A 16,903-nucleotide genomic window follows, 5' to 3' on the forward strand; every position below is an offset into this window, starting at 1 on the left:
GCCTCGGGCAGAGGCTGCGCGATTTCCCCTGGCGCCGCTGGATGGCCGTGCTCATCTGTGTGGCGGTGCTGCTGGTGGGGGTTCCGCTGGCGGTGGCCTTTGTGGGGGATCTGGGGGCGCTGCTGCTGCTGGTGGGGGTGGGAGGCTTCGCCCTGGGGCGCGCCACCGCCCCACGCCCGGCACCGCCCGCCCCGCGCAAGGGCCGGGCGTGAGAAAGGGGCGTGCCGATGGGCTTGCTGATGCTGTTCGTGCTGGGGCTGTTGATCGGCTTCCCGCTGATGATGGCGCTGGCCGCCATTTCCTTCGGGCTGTGGCTGGCCTGGGCCATTCTCGGGCTGATCTGGGCGGTGTTTACCTTCCTGCTGCATGACGCCGCCCTGGCGCTGCTGCTCGTCGCCGTGCTGTGGCTGGGCTACCGCATGGGGCGGAGCCGGCAGGCCGGTTAAGCGTTCTTTTTTTAAAAAAAGAACCAAAAAAATTTTTTCAGAAAGCGTCCCGCCTGTGGCCTGAGGCGGGACGCCAAACTGACAGAAAGTCTTTTTGTTTCTTTTTCTTCAGAAAAAGAAAATTCTATTCCACAATAATCTTCGGCCCGCTCTGCTTCTGCCCCAGCTTCTGGCGCAGGCGCGCGGCGATGGCGCGGTAGGCGGCGGCCTCATGGCTCTCCGGCCGGGCGGCGACGATGGGCGTGCCCGCATCGGCCAGTTCGCGGATTTCCAGCTTCAGCGGCAATTCGCCCAGGAATTCCACGCCCATCCGCTCCGCCTCGGCGCGGGCGCCGCCATGGCCGAAGATATGGGCCGTGTGGCCGCAATTCGGGCAGCAGTAATAGGACATGTTCTCCACCAGCCCGAGCACCGGCACGTTCACCTTCTCGAACATGCGGATGCCGCGGCGGGCGTCGATCAGCGCCACATCCTGCGGGGTGGAGACGATGACGGCCCCGGCCAGCGGCACGCGCTGGCTGATGGTGAGCTGCGCGTCGCCGGTGCCGGGGGGCATGTCCACCACCAGCACGTCCAGCGCGCCCCATTCCACCTGGCCCAGCATCTGCTCCAGCGCGCCCATCACCATCGGGCCGCGCCAGATCATCGGGGTCTCCTCCTCGACGAGGAAGCCGATGGACATGGCCTTCAGCCCCCAATGGGCGATGGGCTGGATGCGCCCCTCGCTGGCGCGGGGCTTCTCCCGCGTGCCGAGCATCTGGGGCAGGGAGGGGCCGTAGATATCGGCATCCAGCAGGCCGACGCGCAGCCCGCCGGCGGCCAGCGCCACGGCGAGGTTGACGGCGGTGGTGGACTTGCCGACGCCTCCCTTGCCCGAGGCGATGGCGATGATGGCGCCGATCTCGGGCAGCAGCAGGCCGCCGCCCGGATTGCCGCCCTGGCCCGGGGCGGGGCGGGTGGCGCGGGCGGTGCCGCCGCCATGGGCGTGGCCATGCCCCTGGCCATCCCTGGCGGCGGGGGCCGGCATGTCGCGATGCGCCGTCAGCACGCAGGTGGCGGAGAGCACGCCCGGCACGGCGGCGGCGGCGCGCTCGGCGCTGGCGCGCAGCGGCTCCAGCGCGCGGGCGCGCTCACGCGGCACGGCGAGGGCGAACTGCACCAGCCCGTCCCGCGCCGAAAGCCCTTGCAGCATCCCGGAGGAGACCACGTCCAGCCCCGTCTCCGGGTCCGTCACCCCGGCCAGGGCGGTGCGCACGGCGGCCGCCAGAGTCTCTGACATCGCTTGAAAACCCCTCCAACGCGGACAATATCGGCCCCGCCCTCGCCGGGAATGATGCGGATGCATTGCGCCCGGCCCGGACAGGGCGACATATGGTCTGGCCCTGTCGCTCATGCACGTCCCGTGCGCAAGCGTCCGCAGAAACTGCCGGGGCCGGGAGCACAGGCAGAGGGGAGCGCGAGGCATAATGCCCTGGAATTCGAGTGGCGGATCCGGCCCTGGAGGCAGCCCTTGGGGCAATCCACGCCCCGGCGGACCCTGGGGGCAGCCGCCCCAGGGCGGCGGCGGGGGCGGCCGTGGCAATGGGCGCGGGCCTGGTGGCGGCGGCCCTGGCGGTGGTGGCTCTGGCGGGCCGGACCTGGATGAGGTGATCCGCCAGGCGCAGGAGGCGCTGCGCCAGTTCCTGCCGGGCGGCGCGGGCGGCGGGCGCTGGCTGGCGCTGGGCGCGGCCGTGGTGCTGCTGGCCTGGGGCGCCAGCGGCTTCTACCGCGTGCAGCCGGATGAGCAGGGCGTGGTGATGCGCTTCGGCGCCTTCAGCCGGGTGACGCAGCCGGGCCTGAACTACCGCATCCCCTGGCCGGTGGAGAGCGTGACGACGCCGCGGGTGACGCGCATCAACCGCATCGACATCGGCTTCCGCGCGCCGAATGACAGCCCGCAGCTGCGCCCGACCCCGGCCGCCGATGTGCAGGCCGAGAGCCTGATGCTGACGGGCGATGAAAACATCATCGACATCCACTTCGCGGTGTTCTGGCGGATCCGCGATGCCGGGGCCTATCTGTTCAACACGCGCAACCCTGACCAGACGGTGAAGTCGGCGGCGGAGAGCGTGATGCGCGAGGTGGTGGGCCAGACGCCGATCCAGCCCGCCCTGACCGAGGCGCGCGCCGATATCGAGACGCGGGTGCGCAGCGGGGTGCAGTTCATCCTCGACCAGTATGGTTCGGGCATCGAGCTGACGCAGGTGCAGCTGCTGAAGGTGGACCCGCCGGCGGAGGTGATCGACACCTTCCGCGACGTGCAGCGCGCCAATGCCGACCGTGAGCGCCAGCGCAACGAGGCCGAGGCCTACCGCAACGACATCATCCCGCGCGCCCGCGGCGAGGGGCAGCGCATGCTGCAGGAGGCCGAGGGCTACAAGGAAAGCCAGATCGCCCGGGCCCGCGGTGAGGCGGCGCGCTTCACCAGCGTGCTCTCCGCCTATCAGGTGGCGAAGGATGTGACGGTGCGCCGCATCTACATGGAGACGATGGAGGAGATCCTGCGCCGCAACCCGAAGCTGGTGGTGGATGACCGGCTGCAGGGCGTGGTGCCCTATCTGCCGCTCGATGGCGCGCCGCGCGCGCCGGTGCCGCCGCAGGCGCTGGCCCCCGCCGGGATTCCCTCTGGCATTCCCGCCGGGCCGCCCGCCGGGGCGCCGGGTGCCACGCCGATGGGCCGGCCCGGGCAGGGAGGCGGCCGATGAAGCGCCTGATCCTGGCGGGTGTCGCCGCCATCGCGCTGCTGGCCGCCACCAATGCGCCCTTCACCGTGCACCAGACGGAGCAGGTGCTGATCACCCAGTTCGGCCAGCCGGTGCGGGTGATCAACGAGCCGGGGCTGCATTTCAAGGTTCCCTTCATCCAGGCGGTCATCAGCTTCGACCGGCGGCTGCTCGATTTCGACGCGCCGGGCGAGGAGGTGATCCTGGGCGACCAGCGCCGGCTGATCGTGGACAGCTTCACGCGCTTCCGCGTCATCGACCCGCTGCTGTTCTTCCAGACGGCGGGCGCGCAGGAAGGCGGCATCCGGGGGCGGCTCTCCTCCATCGTCGTCTCGGCGATGCGGCGCGTGCTGGGCAATGAGCCGCTGCTGGCCGTGCTGTCCTCCGACCGCGCGCGGATCATGGGTGAGATCCGCCGGCAGGTGAATGAGGAGGCGCGGCGCTTCGGCGTGGGGGTGGAGGATGTGCGCATCCGCCGCGCCGACCTGCCGCCGGAGAACACGCAGGCCATCCTGGGCCGGATGCAGACGGAGCGTGAGCGCGTGGCGCGCGAGGCGCGCGCCGAGGGTGCCGAGGTGGCGGCGCGCATCCGCGCCGGGGCGGAGCGCGAGCGGACGGTGATCCTGGCCGAGAGCCAGGCCCAGGCCGATGCGCTGCGCGGCCAGGGCGAGCAGGAGGCGATCCGCCTCTTCGCCGAGGCGTTCCAGCGCGATCCGGATTTCTACAATTTCTACCGCGCCATGCAGGCCTATCGCGAGGCTTTCTCGGGCGGTGAGACGCGGCTGGTGCTGACGCCGGATTCGGAATTCTTCCGCTATTTCCGGCAGAGCCAGCCGGGCCTGCCGCTGCCGGGGGTGACGCCCGCCCCGGCGGCGCCCCTGCCTGGGTCACAGCCGGGCGCTGCGGCCCCGGCGGCCGCGCCCACGGACCCGGCCGGTGCGGCACCCGCCCCGGCGCGCCCCACGGAATAAGGGGCGTCCGGTTTGAGCCTGACGCAACTCCTGGCCGGGGTGGGGGTGGTGCTGGCGCTGGAGGGGCTGCTCTACGCGGTCTTTCCCGGCGCCATGCAGCGGGCGGTGGCGAATCTGGCGCTGCTGCCGCCGGAGCGGCTGCGCTGGACGGGGCTGGCGGCGGCGGTGGCCGGCGTGGCCCTGGCCACGCTGCTGGTGGGCTGAGCCGCCCGCGCGCCCCTCTTTTCCCCGCCGCCGCGAGGCCGGGCGGGGAAAAGCGCGGCAGCGCAAGGGTGCGAGGCTTTTTGTAACAGCTTTTCCCTTATGCTGGGCCTTGCCTGCCCTTCCGGTCCCGGTGGCCCCGCCTTATGTCGGGATGACCGGGCCATCCGGCCCTGACAATGATTGTCGCAAGCGAGGTTTGCCCGATGCGTCTCGCCACCCTACTGCTGAGTGCCACGGTTGCCGCGGCGCCGCTCTCCACGCCCTTCGTGGCACTGGCCCAGCCGGCTCCGGCGGCGCCGGCGCAGGGCTCGGTGCACACCACGCCGGAGAGTTTCGCGCCGCTGGCCCGCCGGCTCCTGCCAGCCGTGGTCAATATCCAGACCAGCCAGACCATCCAGGCGCGGGGCAACCGCCCTGACGCGCCGGAGATGCCCCAGGCCCCGCCGGGCAGCCCCTTCGAGGAGCTGTTCCGCGACTTCTTCGAGCGCAACCGGCCGCCGGGCAGCCGCCCGGGCCAGCCGCCGCGCCGGGCGCAGAGCCAGGGTTCCGGCTTCGTCATCGATTCCTCCGGCATCATCGTGACGAACAACCACGTCATCGATGGCGCGGACGAGATCAACGTCGTGCTGCAGGACAACACGACGCTGAAGGCCGAGCTGGTGGGCGCCGACAGCCGCACCGACCTCGCCGTGCTGCGCGTCAAGACCGACAAGCCGCTGCCCGCCGTGCCCTTCGGCGACTCGGACAGCGCCGAGGTGGGCGACTGGGTGCTGGCCATCGGCAATCCGCTGGGCTTTGGCGGTTCCGTCACCTCGGGCATCGTCTCGGCGCGCGGCCGCAACATCAATGCCGGCCCTTATGACGACTTCATCCAGACGGATGCCGCCATCAACCGCGGCAATTCCGGCGGCCCGCTGTTCAATGTGAAGGGCGAGGTGATCGGCATCAACACCGCCATCGTCTCCCCCTCCGGCGGCTCGATCGGCATCGGCTTCGCCATTCCGGCCAACCTGGCCAAGGGCGTGGTGGCGCAGCTGCGTGACAGCGGCAAGGTGCGGCGCGGCTGGCTGGGCGTGAACATCCAGCAGGTGACGGAGGAGATCGCCGAGAGCCTCGGCCTCCAGGGCGGCCCGCGCGGCGCGCTGGTGGCGCGGGCGCAGGAGGATGGCCCGGCCGCCAAGGGTGGCGTGCAGAATGGCGATGTCATCCTGCGCTTCAACAACCAGGATGTGCGGGAGATGCGCAACCTGCCGCGCATCGTGGCCGAGACGCCGGTGGGCACCAAGGCGCCTGTCACCGTCTGGCGCGGTGGCCGGGAGCAGAACCTGGATGTGACGGTGGCCGAGCTGCCGGCGGACCAGCAGGTGGCCAGCGCCAGCCCCGCCCCGCAGCAGGCCAAGCCGGGCAGCACGATCGAGCTTTCGGGCCTGGGCCTGAAGGTCGCGCCGATCTCGCCCGAGACGAAGGAGCGTTTCAGCCTGCGCGATGACGCGCGCGGCGTGGTGGTGACGGATGTCGCCCCGGGCAGCAGCGCGGCGGAGCGTGGCATCAGCGCCGGCGACCTGATCGTCGAGGTGCAGCAGAACCGCGTTGCCTCGCCGCAGGAGGTGCAGGAGCAGATCGCCCGCCTGCGCAAGCAGAACCGGCCGAGCGCGCTGATGCTGATCGAGAATGGCCAGGGCCAGCGCTTCGTCCCCCTGCGCCTGCAACCCGAGCGCAGCGGCAGCCCCGGCTGATTTTTCTTTCGGGCTGCCGCCGTCTGGCGGAGAGGCGGGGCGCTGCATGGGGCCGGGGTGGCTGTTGTGCGCGTGCCCGTCTCGCCCAAAACGGACAGAAAAAAGAAGGGGGTCCGGGGGAATTCATTCCCCCGGCCTTTTTTTCTGCCTGTTGCCCTAGGAAACGAAGGCGCTGGCGCGGTAGCCCTGGGCGAAGAGGAGAGCCCTGAGGTTGTTATGATCCACCCGCACGCGGGCCGCAGCCGCGACGACCGGCTTGGCGTGGTAGGCCACGCCGAGGCCGGCGGCGCCGATCATGGCGAGGTCGTTGGCGCCATCGCCGACGGCGAGGGTGGCGGAGAGCGGCAGGCCCAGCTCCGCCGCCAGCTTTTTCAGGGTCGTCAGCTTGGCATCGCGGTCGAAGATGGGCTCCGCGACGCGGCCGGTGAGGGCGGTGCCATCATCCTCCAGCACATTGGCATGATGGCTGGTGAAGCCCACCCGCGCGGCGACGCGCCCGGTGAAGAAGGTGAACCCGCCCGAGGCCAGGGCGCAATGCGCGCCATGGGCCACCATGGTGCCCACCAGCTCGCGCGCGCCGGGCATAAGCTCCGTCTGCTTCCAGGTTTCTTCCAGCGCCGCGAGGCCGAGGCCCTGGAGCAGGGCGACGCGCTCGCGCAGGGCGGTGGCGAAATCCATCTCGCCGTTCATCGAGCGGCGGGTGATCTCGGCCACGCGGTCCTTCAGCCCGGCATAGGCGGCCAGCTCGTCCAGGGTTTCGCTGGTGACGATGGTGCTGTCCATATCGGCCACCAGCAGGCGCTTGCGGCGGCCTTCGGCGGGCTGGGCGATGACGTCGACGGGCGCGCCGGCGCCGAGGGTGGCGCGCGCCGCGGCCTCGGCCTGTTCGGGCGCGAGGTTGCCGAAGGGCAGGTCCAGCGCCTCGGCCTCGGCGAGCCAGTCCGGCTGGCCGAGATGGGCGCCGAGGCCGGTGAGGGCCGCGCGGACCGTGGGAAGGAGCGCCGCGGGCAGTTGGCCGGCGGGCGCGATCAGGGTGAGCACATGCTGCATGGGGGGCGGACCATGCCTGTCCGCGCATGACGGATCAACCTTTCGCCCTGCTGGTGGCGGGGCCGACGGCGAGCGGCAAATCCGCCCTGGCGCTGGGGCTGGCGGAGCGGCTGGGCGGCACGGTCATCAATACGGACAGCATGCAGGTCTATGCCGGGCTGGAGATCCTGACGGCGCAGCCGAGTGCTGCGGAGCAGGCCCAGGCGCCGCACCGCCTCTATGGCGAGCGCGACCCGGCGGCGGCGGCGAGCGCCGCCTGGTGGCGGGGCCGGGCGCTGGCCGAGATGGCGGTGGCGCGGGCGGCGGGGCGGCTGCCTATCCTGTGCGGTGGCACGGGGATGTATTTCCGCGCCCTGGTCGCGGGCATCGCTGAGATTCCACCGATTCCGGAGGCGGCGCGGGCCGAGGCGCGCGGGCTGCTGGCGGGGGAGGGGCCGGCGGCGCTGCATGCCCGGCTGGCCGCGGTGGACCCGGAGACGGCGGCGCGGTTGCGCCCGAGCGACAGCCAGCGGCTGGCGCGCGCCTGGGAGGTGTGGCGCGGCACGGGGCGCGGGCTGGCGGCGTGGCAGGCGCAGGGGCAGGCGGCGGGGCAGGCAGGGGGGCAGGCGGAAGAGCACGGCCCCGCCCCCTGGCGTTTCGCCGCGCTGCTGCTGGACCCGCCGCGCGAGGCGCTGCGCGCCGCCATCCGCCGCCGCTGGGAGGTGATGATGCAGGCCGGGGCGGTGGAGGAGGTGCGGGCGCTGCTGGCGCGCGGGCTGGACCCGGCCCTGCCGGCGATGCGCGCGCATGGCGTGCCGGAGATCGCCGCCGCGCTGGCGGGGCGGATGACGCTGGCGGAGGCGGGGGAGCGGGCCTGCCTCGCCATCGGGCAATACACCAAGCGGCAGGCGACATGGTTCCGGCATCAGAAGATTTCCGATCCGAGCCATATGCATACGATCCATGCGCGGGTGACGGGGCTAAAGCAATTTTCAGAAAGCGAAAGCGCGGAAATTTTCGCGTTTGTTTGTTCTCGCGTTGACGCGGGCGGAGGAGCGGCGTAGAGGGGTGGCCCGGCCCGAAACCAGCCGGCAAGGCAAACCCGCAGGAAAGCCCGTCAGATCATGTCCTCCGCCACCCTTCCCGCCGCATCCGACACCCAGTCCCTGACGGGTGCCGAGATCGTCCTGCGCGCGCTGAAGGAGCAGGGCGTCGATGTGATCTTCGGCTATCCGGGCGGCGCCGTGCTGCCGATCTACGACGCCATTTTCCAGCAGAACGCCATCCGCCACATCCTGGTGCGGCATGAGCAGGCGGCGGTGCATGCGGCGGAGGGCTATGCCCGCTCCACCGGCAAGGTGGGCTGCGTGCTGGTGACCTCCGGCCCGGGCGCCACCAATGCGGTGACGGGGCTGGTGGATGCGCTGCTGGACAGCATCCCCCTCGTCTGCCTCACCGGGCAGGTGCCGACGCATCTGATCGGCAATGACGCCTTCCAGGAGGCGGACACCACCGGCATCACCCGCCCGGCGACCAAGCACAACTACCTGGTCAAGAACATCGACCGGCTGGCCGAGACGGTGCACGAGGCCTTCTATGTGGCGCGCTCCGGCCGCCCCGGCCCGGTGGTGATCGACCTGCCGAAGGATATCCTGATCGGCAAGGGCCCCTACAAGCCGGCGCCGGAGACCGAGCACCGCTCCTACCGCCCGCAGGTGGAGCCGGATGCGGCGCAGATCGCCAAGGCCGTGGCCCTGCTGAAGGGGGCGAAGCGCCCCATCGTCTATGCCGGTGGCGGCGTCATCAATGCCGGGCCGGAAGCCTCCGCGCTGCTGACGAAGTTCGTGCGGATGACGGGCTTTCCCTGCACCAACACGCTGATGGGCCTCGGCGCCTACCCGGCGAGCGACCCGCAATTCCTCGGCATGCTGGGCATGCACGGCACCTACGAGGCGAATCTCGCCATGCACGGGTGCGACGTGATGTTCAACATCGGCGCCCGCTTCGATGACCGCGTGACCGGGCGGCTCAACGCCTTCGCGCCCAACTCGAAGAAGATCCACGCCGATATCGACCCCTCCTCGATCAACAAGAACGTCAAGGTCGAGGTGCCGGTGGTGGGCGATGCGGCGGCCGTGCTGCGCGCGCTGATCGCCGCCTGGGAGGCCGATGCCGCGCCGCAGGATCGCCCGGCCCTGGCCGAGTGGTGGCGCCAGATCGACCAGTGGCGCGGGCGGGACTGCCTGCGCTACGTCCAGGAAGGCCGCATCATCAAGCCGCAGCACGCGGTGAAGCGCCTCTTCGAGCTGACACGCGAGAGCGGCAAGGAGACCTTCATCACCACCGAGGTCGGCCAGCACCAGATGTGGGCGGCCCAGTATTTCGGCTTCGAGAAGCCGAACCGCTGGATGACCTCGGGCGGCCTCGGCACCATGGGCTATGGCCTGCCGGCGGCGATGGGCGTGCAGGTCGCCCACCCCGACGCGCTGGTGATCGACATCGCCGGCGAGGCCTCGATCCTGATGAACATCCAGGAGATGTCGACCCTCGCCCAGTACCGCCTGCCGGTGAAGGTGTTCATTCTCAACAACCAGTATATGGGCATGGTGCGCCAGTGGCAGGAGCTGCTGCATGGCGGCCGCTACTCGGAGAGCTATTCCTCCGCCCTGCCGGATTTCGTGAAGCTGGCGGAGAGCTTCCACGGCGTCGGCCTGCGCGCCGAGAGCAGCGACGACCTCGACCGCGTGATCCGCGAGATGATCGCCATCGACCGCCCGGTGATCGCCGATATCTGCGTGGACGAGAAGGAAAACGTCTTCCCCATGATCCCCTCGGGCGCCGCGCATAACGAGATGCTGCTGGCCTCGAACCAGATCACCGGCGGCGCCGGGGTGACGGATGAGGGCACGGCGCTGGTCTGAGCGCCGCCTTTCCCCTTCGCTGTGTCACGCTGAAGAATTCGCAGGGACCCGCATGTCCGATCCTTCCCATATGGCGCATCGCGCCGCGACCATCGCGGTGCTGGTGGAGAACGAGGCGGGCGTCCTGGCGCGCGTCATCGGCCTCTTTTCCGGCCGCGGCTACAACATCGACAGCCTGACCGTGGCGCCCGTCGATGCCGAGGGCCGGCTCTCGCGCATCACCATCGTCACCTCCGGCACGGAGATGGTGATCGAGCAGATCAAGGCGCAGCTGGACCGTCTGGTGCCCGTCCACAAGGTGGCGGATCTGACGCTGGAGGGGCCGCACCTGACGCGCGAGCTGGCGCTGATCAAGGTGGTCGGCACCGGTGAGGCGCGGATGGAGGCGCTGCGCCTCGCCGATGCCTTCCGCGCCCGCGTGGTGGACGCCACCACGGAGAGCTTCGTCTTCGAGATGACGGGCAATGCGGACAAGCTCGATGCCTTCATCAACCTGATGCGCCCGCTGGGGCTGGCTGAGGTGTCGCGCACCGGTGCCGTTGCCATCGCGCGCGGGACAGGCAGCATTTCCGTTTAACGCGGCCAGGGGGCGCTGCCCCCTGGACCCCCGCCGGTGTGGCAGGGCCACCCCAATTTTCTCTGGGGGCCCCCGCCTTCTGTGGGAGGTCCAGGACGCTCAGCGTCCTGGCGGGGAGAGCGCGAGAGGGGCGGCGCCCCTCTCGCAAAGAGTTGGAACCTGAACGGGGGAGTACGCGAGATGCGCGTCTATTACGATCGTGATGCCGATGTGGGCCTGATCAAGGGCAAGAAGGTCGCCGTCATCGGCTTCGGCAGCCAGGGCCATGCCCATGCCATGAACATGCGGGATTCCGGTGTGGCCGAGGTCGTGATCGGCCTGCGCCCCGGCGCCTCCGCGAAGAAGGCCGAGGCCGCCGGCTTCAAGGTCCTGCCCCCCGCCGAGGCCGCCAAGTGGGCCGATGTGGTGATGGTGCTGACCCCCGATGAAGGCCAGGGCGACCTCTACCGCGACCACCTGCACGAGAATCTGCGCCCCGGCGCGGCGCTGGCCTTCGCGCATGGCCTGAACGTGCATTTCAACCTGATCGAGCCGCGCGCCGATATCGACGTCTTCATGATCGCGCCGAAGGGCCCCGGCCACACCGTGCGCGGCGAGTACCAGAAGGGCGGCGGCGTGCCCTGCCTCGTGGCCGTGCACCAGAACCCCTCGGGCAATGCGCTGGAGATCGCGCTCTCCTATGCCTGCGCCGTTGGCGGTGGCCGCTCGGGCATCATCGAGACGACTTTCAAGGAAGAGTGCGAGACCGACCTGTTCGGCGAGCAGGTCGTGCTCTGCGGCGGCCTGGTCGAGCTGATCAAGGCCGGCTTCGAGACGCTGGTGGAAGCCGGCTACGCCCCGGAGATGGCCTATTTCGAGTGCCTCCACGAGGTGAAGCTGATCGTCGACCTCATCTATGAGGGCGGCATCGCCAACATGAACTATTCCATCAGCAACACCGCCGAGTATGGCGAGTATGTGACGGGCCCGCGCATCATCACGCCGGAGACGAAGGCCGAGATGAAGCGCGTGCTGAACGACATCCAGAGCGGCAAGTTCACCCGCGACTGGATGCTGGAGAACAAGGTCAACCAGGCCTCCTTCAAGGCGACGCGCCGCCGCATGGCGGAGCACCCGATCGAGGAAGTCGGCACCAAGCTGCGCGGCATGATGCCCTGGATCACCAAGGGCGCCCTGGTCGACAAGTCCAGGAATTAATTTTTCAGGCTGCCGCCGTCGGGTTGGGAGGCGGGACGCTTCACTGGGCCGGAGTACTGGCTGTGTGTGGCGACCGCGTTTCGGCCCTGACCGGCCACTGAAAGAAAAAAGAAGGGGGTGTGGGGGAATTCTTTCCCCCGCGCCTCTTTTTTGTTTGCTGCAACCGCCTCGCGGCGTCTCCGTTGCAACACCGCCCCGAAGGGAGAGAATGCGCGATGCGGCTGTTCACCTGCGAGGTGTGCGGGCAGACCCTGTATTTCGAGAATACGCGCTGCGAGCGCTGTGGTTCCGCGCTTGGCTATCTGCCGTGGCCGAACCGCCTTTCCGCCCTGGAGGCGGAGGGGGGGGCCTGGCGCGCGCGGGCCGAGCCGGGGCGGCTTTTCCGGTTCTGCGCCAATGCCGCGCATGGGGCCTGCAACTGGCTGGTGCCGCTGGAGAGCGGGGAGGAATTCTGCCTCGCCTGCCGGCACAACCGCACCATCCCGGACCTGTCCTGCGCCGGGCGGCTGGAGGGCTGGCGGAAGATCCAGGCGGCGGAGCGGCGGGCCGTCTATGGCTTCCTGCGCCTCGGCCTGCCGCTGCGGAACCGGGACGAGGCGCCGGAGACGGGCCTGGCCTTCGACGTGCTGGCCGACCCGCCGGCCTGGGATGCGCCGCGCGTGATCACGGGGCATGACAATGGCCTGATCACCCTGGCCCTGGCCGAGGCGGATGATGCCGAGCGCACCCGCCGCCGCACCGCCATGGGCGAGCCCTACCGCACGCTGCTCGGCCATTTCCGCCATGAATCCGGGCATTACTTCTGGGACCGCCTGGTGCGCGATGGCGGGCGGCTGGCGGAGTGCCGCGCCGTTTTCGGCGATGACGGCCAGGATTACGGCACTGCCCTGCAACGCCATTATGCCGAGGGCCCGCCGGCCGACTGGCAGGAGCATTTCGTCAGCGCCTATGCCACCGCCCATCCCTGGGAGGATTTCGCCGAGACCTGGGCGCATTACCTGCACATCGTGGACACGCTGGAAATGGCGCGGGCCTTCGGCCTGGGCATCGCGCCGCGGGTGGACCCGGGGGGGGAGCTGGCGGCGGAGGTGGATGTCGACCCCTATCGCGCCACGCGGATCGCGCCGCTGATGGAGGCCTGGGTGCCGCTGACGGCGGCGGTGAACAGCCTCAACCGCTGCATGGGCACGCCGGACCTCTATCCCTTCGTGCTGTCCCCGGTGGTGGTGCGGAAGCTGGCCTTCATCCAGGCGCTGGTGCATGGCCAGCGCTGGGGTGATTGACCGCCGCCGCGCGCCGCCGCAGGCTGGCGGGGCCATGACCAAGCTCGCACCCGAAAGCTGCTATCCCCGCGATTTCGTCGGCTACGGCGCCACGCCGCCGGACCCGAAATGGCCCAATGGGGCGCGCGTCGCGCTCTCCTTCGTCCTCAATTATGAGGAAGGGGGTGAGAACACGGTGCTGAACGGCGATGCCGGCAGCGAGATTTATCTCAATGAGACGCCGGGCGGGGTTCCGGTGCTCGGGATGCGCGATATCGGCAAGGAGAGCCAGTTCGATTATGGCGCGCGGGCGGGTGTGTGGCGGGTGCTGCGGATGTTCGCCCGCCATCACATGAAATTGACCGTCTATGCCGTTGGCCGCGCGCTGGAGCTGAACCCCGCGGTGGGCCGGGCCTTTGTCGAGGCGGGGCATGAGGTGGCCAGCCATGGCTGGCGCTGGATCAACTACCAGCATGTCGATGAGGAGACGGAGCGCCGCCACATCGCCGATTGCGTCGAGACGATCGACCGCATCACCGGCCGCCCGCCGGTGGGCTGGTATACGGGGCGCATCAGCGAGCAGACGCGGCGCCTGGTGGCCGAGCAGGGCGGCTTTCTCTACGACAGCGATGCTTATGATGACGACCTGCCCTATTACGTGACAGTGGCCGGCAAGCCGCTGCTGATCCTGCCCTATACGCTGGACAACAATGACATGAAGTTCGCCGTGCCGCCCGGCTTCACGGCGAATGACGGCTTCACGCAGCATTTGACGGATGCGCTCGATTTCCTGCGCGAGGAGGGCCGGACGGCCCCGAAGATGATGAGTGTTGGCCTGCATTGCCGGCTGGTGGGCCGTCCGGGCCGCGCGGCGGCGCTGGCGCGCTTCCTGGAGCATGTGGCGGCCTGCCCCGATGTCTGGGTGGCGACGCGGGAGGAGATCGCGCGGCACTGGCTTTCCGTGCATCCGCCGGCGGCCTGATTCTTATTTTCCCGAATAAAAAACACTTCCCCCCGTTATCGCATCCCGCCCGCCCGGCCGGGCGGGGTGCGGGGCTGAAAAGTTTTTTGGTTCTTTTTTTCAAAAAAGAACGCGTTGTTTTTCAACTCCTCTGCATCGCCCGTTGGCCGGAACTGCGGTAACCGGCTGCGTCTCTCGCGCTTAACTTTGCCTTCATCAGTCTTGCTGCATAGCGGCATCCTGTTGTGGAGGCAAAATGACCCTGTTGGCCAATCTCAGCGTCGGGCGGAAGCTCGCGCTTGCCGCCATCCTGCCGCTGCTGCTGCTGGGTGGCATGATTGCCGTCGTCTGGAATGCGCTCGGCCAGATCGAGGAGAATTTCGCGCAGGAGGTGACGGCGGATCAGGTGAGCAGCCGCCTGATCCATATCGAGGTCGTGGTGAACGAAGCCCGCGTGCATCTGCGGGACGTCATCAACGCCGACATGCCGCGGGATCTTGACAGGGCGGAGGGGCTCGGTGCGCAAGCGATGGCAAAGGCCGAAAACCTTGCCCGCGAGGCGCTGCGCGATGCCACCAGCCCTGCCGTTCAGGCAGCGCTGCGCGATGGTCTGGAGCGCTTCCGGGAATATGGCGAGGTGCGGCAGCGCGTGATCGCCGAGCGGCGGCAGCTGCTGGCGACACGGGACCGCTTCTTCGCCACCGGCCGGGAGTATGAGCGCCGCTTCGAACTGGCGGCGGGCGAGATGGAATTCGCGCCCGCCTCGCCCGAGCGCGACGAGCGGCGCCAGCGCCTGCTGGCCCTGAACCGCGCCGCCACGGATATCCGCATCGCCCTGCTGGAGGAGTTGAGCATGGCGGATGAGGCGCGCAGGCGGCGTGTCATCAGCGCCGCGCAGCAGATGCGCGTCTATCTGCGGCCCCTGGCCAACCTGCCGCCCAACCCGGTCGATCTGCGCCCGCTGACGGCGCAGGCGGAGCAGATGGCGGTCCTGGCGGAGGGGGTTCTGGCCTCGCTGGACGCGATTGAGATGCTGCGCCGCACCGGCGTGGTGCCCAACCGCGAAAGGATGGAGGCCGCCCTGGAGGCCGCCGCCTCGGCGATGGAGATCGAGGAGCAAACCACCGTCGCGCGCCTGAATGCCAGCCTGGAGATGGCGCGCATGGCCATGCCGCTGGTCAGCGCGGTGATGGCGGCGCTGCTGATCGGCCTCGGCCTGATGAATGCCCGCGCCATCGGCCGGCCGCTGAACGCGCTCTCCGCCATGGTCGCCGCCCTGGCGCGCGGCGAGGTGACGGAGAAGATCGCCGGCGAGGGCCGCAGGGACGAGATCGGCATCATCGCCGGGGCGCTGCGCAGCCTGCAGGCCACCGTCACCCGCGCCTTCGCCCAGGGGCAGATGCTGGAGCAGGTGCCGCTCGGCGTCATGGTGTGCGAGCCGGGTGGGGCGCTGCGCATCACCTACGCCAACGCCACCAGCAAGGCGGAGCTGGCGCGGATGGAGAAGGCGCTGGCCTGCAAGGTGGCCGAGCTGGAGGGGCAGAGCATCGACGTGCTCAACGACCCGCGCAACCCGCAGCCGCTGCGCGCCCTGCTCGCCGACCCCGCGCGCCTGCCCTATGCCGGGCAGATCCGGCTGGGGGAGGAGGTGCTCTCGCTCCGCGCCACCGCCATCCGCGATGCGCGCGGGCAGTATCTCGGCCCGATGCTGAGCTGGTCCGTCGTCACCGCCCAGGCACGCCTCGCCGAGAGCTTCGAGGCGGAGGTGGGCGCGGTGGTGGCCGCCGTGGCGCGCTCCGCCACCGAGTTGCAGGAGTCCGCGCGCGGCATGAGCGGCAGCGCCCGCCGCTCGGGCGAGGAGGCCACGGCCGTGGCCAGCGCCAGCGAGCAGGCCGGCAGCAGCGTGCAGGCCGTGGCCGCCAGCGCCGAGGAGCTGGCCGCCAGCGTGGCCGAGGTGACGCGGCAGGTGCAGAGCGGCGCCACCGTGGCGCGCGACGCGGCGGAGGAGACACGCCGCGCCGATGCCACCATCCGCAGCCTCTCCGAGGCCGCCGAGCGCATCGGCGAGGTGGTGGAGCTGATCAGCAACATCGCCGGGCAGACCAACCTGCTCGCCCTCAACGCCACCATCGAGGCGGCGCGGGCGGGGGAGGCGGGGAAGGGCTTCGCCGTCGTCGCCAGCGAGGTGAAGAACCTCGCCAGCCAGACGGCCAAGGCGACGGAGGAGATTTCCAGCCAGATCCAGTCCATCCAGGGCAGCACCGCCCAGGCGGTGGCGGCGCTGCGCGGCATCGGCGCCACGGTGGAGCGGATGAACCAGGTGACCGCCACCATCGCCGCCGCGGTGGAGGAGCAATCCGCCGCCACGCAGGAGATCGCCCGCAGCGCCGCCCAGGTCTCGGACGGCACGCAGGCCGTCAGCCGCCGCATCGGCGATGTCAGCGCCGCCGCCTCGGAGACGGGGCAGGCCGCGGCCTCGGTGCTGGAGGCCGCGGGCGGGCTCTCGGGCCAGGCGGCGGCCCTGCGCAGCAAGGCGGATGAATTCCTTCGCTCCGTGCGCGCGGCGTGAGGGCGGGGCCTGGGCGGGACAGGTGGAGCAAAAACGGGCGGGGGCCGAGAAACCGCTTGCCCCCGTCCCGCGCCCTGCCTATCGTCGCGAGCATGAACGCCACCGCGCGCCTTTCCGTGCTGATGAACGGCCCCGCCGCCGTCACCGCGCGCGCGCTTTCCGGCCTCCTTCTCCTTCGACTTAGCCGCCCCTGGGCGTGACGCCCGGCTGACCTGCCGGCATCGCTCAGGGGATAGACCCCGGGGGGCACCCCCCTCAGGCGCCACGC

General features: G+C 70.2%; 15 protein-coding genes. 13 read left to right on the top strand and 2 right to left on the bottom strand.

What is annotated here, in order from left to right; translation table 11 throughout:
- Together NON00_RS00005 and NON00_RS00010 are read left to right on the top strand one after the other, a co-directional pair.
- Positions 1-212, top strand: a 212-nt coding sequence (locus NON00_RS00005; RefSeq protein ID WP_256016109.1) for a hypothetical protein, incomplete at its 5' end; no start/stop codon positions are given.
- Between the two features lie 15 nt (positions 213-227).
- Positions 228-446, top strand: a complete 219-nt coding sequence (locus tag NON00_RS00010; protein ID WP_256016490.1) for a hypothetical protein — start codon at positions 228-230, stop codon at positions 444-446.
- Between the two features lie 124 nt (positions 447-570).
- Here the strand turns inward: NON00_RS00010 and NON00_RS00015 are convergent, their stop codons facing one another.
- Positions 571-1,725, bottom strand: a complete 1,155-nt coding sequence (locus tag NON00_RS00015; RefSeq protein ID WP_305123130.1) for an Mrp/NBP35 family ATP-binding protein — start codon at positions 1,723-1,725, stop codon at positions 571-573.
- 187 nt (positions 1,726-1,912) lie between these two features.
- On the opposite strand from NON00_RS00015, the gene hflK reads away from it, so the two are divergent.
- The 4 genes from hflK (at position 1,913) to NON00_RS00040 (ending at position 6,119) form a co-directional block, all read left to right on the top strand.
- A complete protein-coding gene (gene hflK, locus NON00_RS00025; RefSeq protein ID WP_256016112.1) occupies positions 1,913-3,190 on the top strand; it encodes an FtsH protease activity modulator HflK in 1,278 nt (425 codons plus the stop codon).
- Positions 3,187-4,179, top strand: a complete 993-nt coding sequence (hflC, locus tag NON00_RS00030) for a protease modulator HflC (RefSeq protein WP_256016115.1) — start codon at positions 3,187-3,189, stop codon at positions 4,177-4,179. Before hflK ends, hflC begins: the two co-directional genes overlap by 4 nt.
- 12 nt (positions 4,180-4,191) lie before the next feature.
- A complete protein-coding gene (locus tag NON00_RS00035; protein ID WP_256016117.1) occupies positions 4,192-4,383 on the top strand; it encodes a DUF2065 domain-containing protein in 192 nt (63 codons plus the stop codon).
- A 203-nt stretch (positions 4,384-4,586) separates the two neighbouring features.
- Entirely contained in the window at positions 4,587-6,119 is a 1,533-nt protein-coding gene (locus NON00_RS00040) for a DegQ family serine endoprotease (protein ID WP_256016120.1), read from the top strand.
- 156 nt (positions 6,120-6,275) lie between these two features.
- Here the strand turns inward: NON00_RS00040 and serB are convergent, their stop codons facing one another.
- The gene (gene serB, locus NON00_RS00045; RefSeq protein WP_256016123.1) at positions 6,276-7,169 is read right to left on the bottom strand and encodes a phosphoserine phosphatase SerB; all 894 of its coding nucleotides are present in this window, start codon (positions 7,167-7,169) and stop codon (positions 6,276-6,278) included.
- 26 nt (positions 7,170-7,195) lie between these two features.
- Here serB and miaA point away from each other — a divergent pair, with 26 nt between their 5' ends.
- The 7 genes from miaA to NON00_RS00080 all read left to right on the top strand — a co-directional run bounded on the left by miaA (position 7,196) and on the right by NON00_RS00080 (position 16,635).
- Positions 7,196-8,212 (top strand): tRNA (adenosine(37)-N6)-dimethylallyltransferase MiaA, encoded by a 1,017-nt coding sequence (gene miaA, locus NON00_RS00050; protein ID WP_256016126.1) that lies wholly within the window; start codon positions 7,196-7,198, stop codon positions 8,210-8,212.
- Positions 8,213-8,272: 60 nt separating this feature from the next.
- Entirely contained in the window at positions 8,273-10,069 is a 1,797-nt protein-coding gene (locus NON00_RS00055; protein ID WP_256016128.1) for an acetolactate synthase 3 large subunit, read from the top strand.
- A 52-nt stretch (positions 10,070-10,121) separates the two neighbouring features.
- Positions 10,122-10,646, top strand: a complete 525-nt coding sequence (gene ilvN, locus NON00_RS00060; RefSeq protein ID WP_256016131.1) for an acetolactate synthase small subunit — start codon at positions 10,122-10,124, stop codon at positions 10,644-10,646.
- Between the two features lie 180 nt (positions 10,647-10,826).
- Positions 10,827-11,843 (top strand): ketol-acid reductoisomerase, encoded by a 1,017-nt coding sequence (gene ilvC / locus NON00_RS00065; RefSeq protein WP_256016134.1) that lies wholly within the window; start codon positions 10,827-10,829, stop codon positions 11,841-11,843.
- Positions 11,844-12,058: 215 nt separating this feature from the next.
- Positions 12,059-13,126, top strand: a complete 1,068-nt coding sequence (locus NON00_RS00070; RefSeq protein ID WP_256016137.1) for a putative zinc-binding metallopeptidase — start codon at positions 12,059-12,061, stop codon at positions 13,124-13,126.
- Between the two features lie 34 nt (positions 13,127-13,160).
- Positions 13,161-14,087 carry an allantoinase PuuE gene (gene puuE / locus NON00_RS00075; RefSeq protein WP_256016140.1) on the top strand — a complete coding sequence of 309 codons (927 nt, stop codon included), beginning with the start codon at positions 13,161-13,163 and terminating at the stop codon, positions 14,085-14,087.
- A gap of 235 nt (positions 14,088-14,322) precedes the next feature.
- A complete protein-coding gene (locus tag NON00_RS00080) occupies positions 14,323-16,635 on the top strand; it encodes a methyl-accepting chemotaxis protein (RefSeq protein ID WP_256016143.1) in 2,313 nt (770 codons plus the stop codon).
- The last annotated feature ends 268 nt before the right edge of the window (positions 16,636-16,903 follow it).

The sequence above is a fragment of the Roseomonas sp. GC11 genome (genome assembly GCF_024437745.1).
GTDB lineage: Bacteria > Pseudomonadota > Alphaproteobacteria > Acetobacterales > Acetobacteraceae > Pseudoroseomonas.

Coding starts and splice junctions, on each gene's coding strand:
- NON00_RS00010 (WP_256016490.1), top strand. CDS start 228: ATGGGCTTGCTGATGCTGTTCGTGCTGGGGCTGTTGATCGGCTTCCCG.
- NON00_RS00015 (WP_305123130.1), bottom strand. CDS start 1,725: ATGTCAGAGACTCTGGCGGCCGCCGTGCGCACCGCCCTGGCCGGGGTG.
- hflK (WP_256016112.1), top strand. CDS start 1,913: ATGCCCTGGAATTCGAGTGGCGGATCCGGCCCTGGAGGCAGCCCTTGG.
- hflC (WP_256016115.1), top strand. CDS start 3,187: ATGAAGCGCCTGATCCTGGCGGGTGTCGCCGCCATCGCGCTGCTGGCC.
- NON00_RS00040 (WP_256016120.1), top strand. CDS start 4,587: ATGCGTCTCGCCACCCTACTGCTGAGTGCCACGGTTGCCGCGGCGCCG.
- serB (WP_256016123.1), bottom strand. CDS start 7,169: ATGCAGCATGTGCTCACCCTGATCGCGCCCGCCGGCCAACTGCCCGCG.
- miaA (WP_256016126.1), top strand. CDS start 7,196: ATGACGGATCAACCTTTCGCCCTGCTGGTGGCGGGGCCGACGGCGAGC.
- NON00_RS00055 (WP_256016128.1), top strand. CDS start 8,273: ATGTCCTCCGCCACCCTTCCCGCCGCATCCGACACCCAGTCCCTGACG.
- ilvN (WP_256016131.1), top strand. CDS start 10,122: ATGTCCGATCCTTCCCATATGGCGCATCGCGCCGCGACCATCGCGGTG.
- ilvC (WP_256016134.1), top strand. CDS start 10,827: ATGCGCGTCTATTACGATCGTGATGCCGATGTGGGCCTGATCAAGGGC.
- NON00_RS00070 (WP_256016137.1), top strand. CDS start 12,059: ATGCGGCTGTTCACCTGCGAGGTGTGCGGGCAGACCCTGTATTTCGAG.
- puuE (WP_256016140.1), top strand. CDS start 13,161: ATGACCAAGCTCGCACCCGAAAGCTGCTATCCCCGCGATTTCGTCGGC.
- NON00_RS00080 (WP_256016143.1), top strand. CDS start 14,323: ATGACCCTGTTGGCCAATCTCAGCGTCGGGCGGAAGCTCGCGCTTGCC.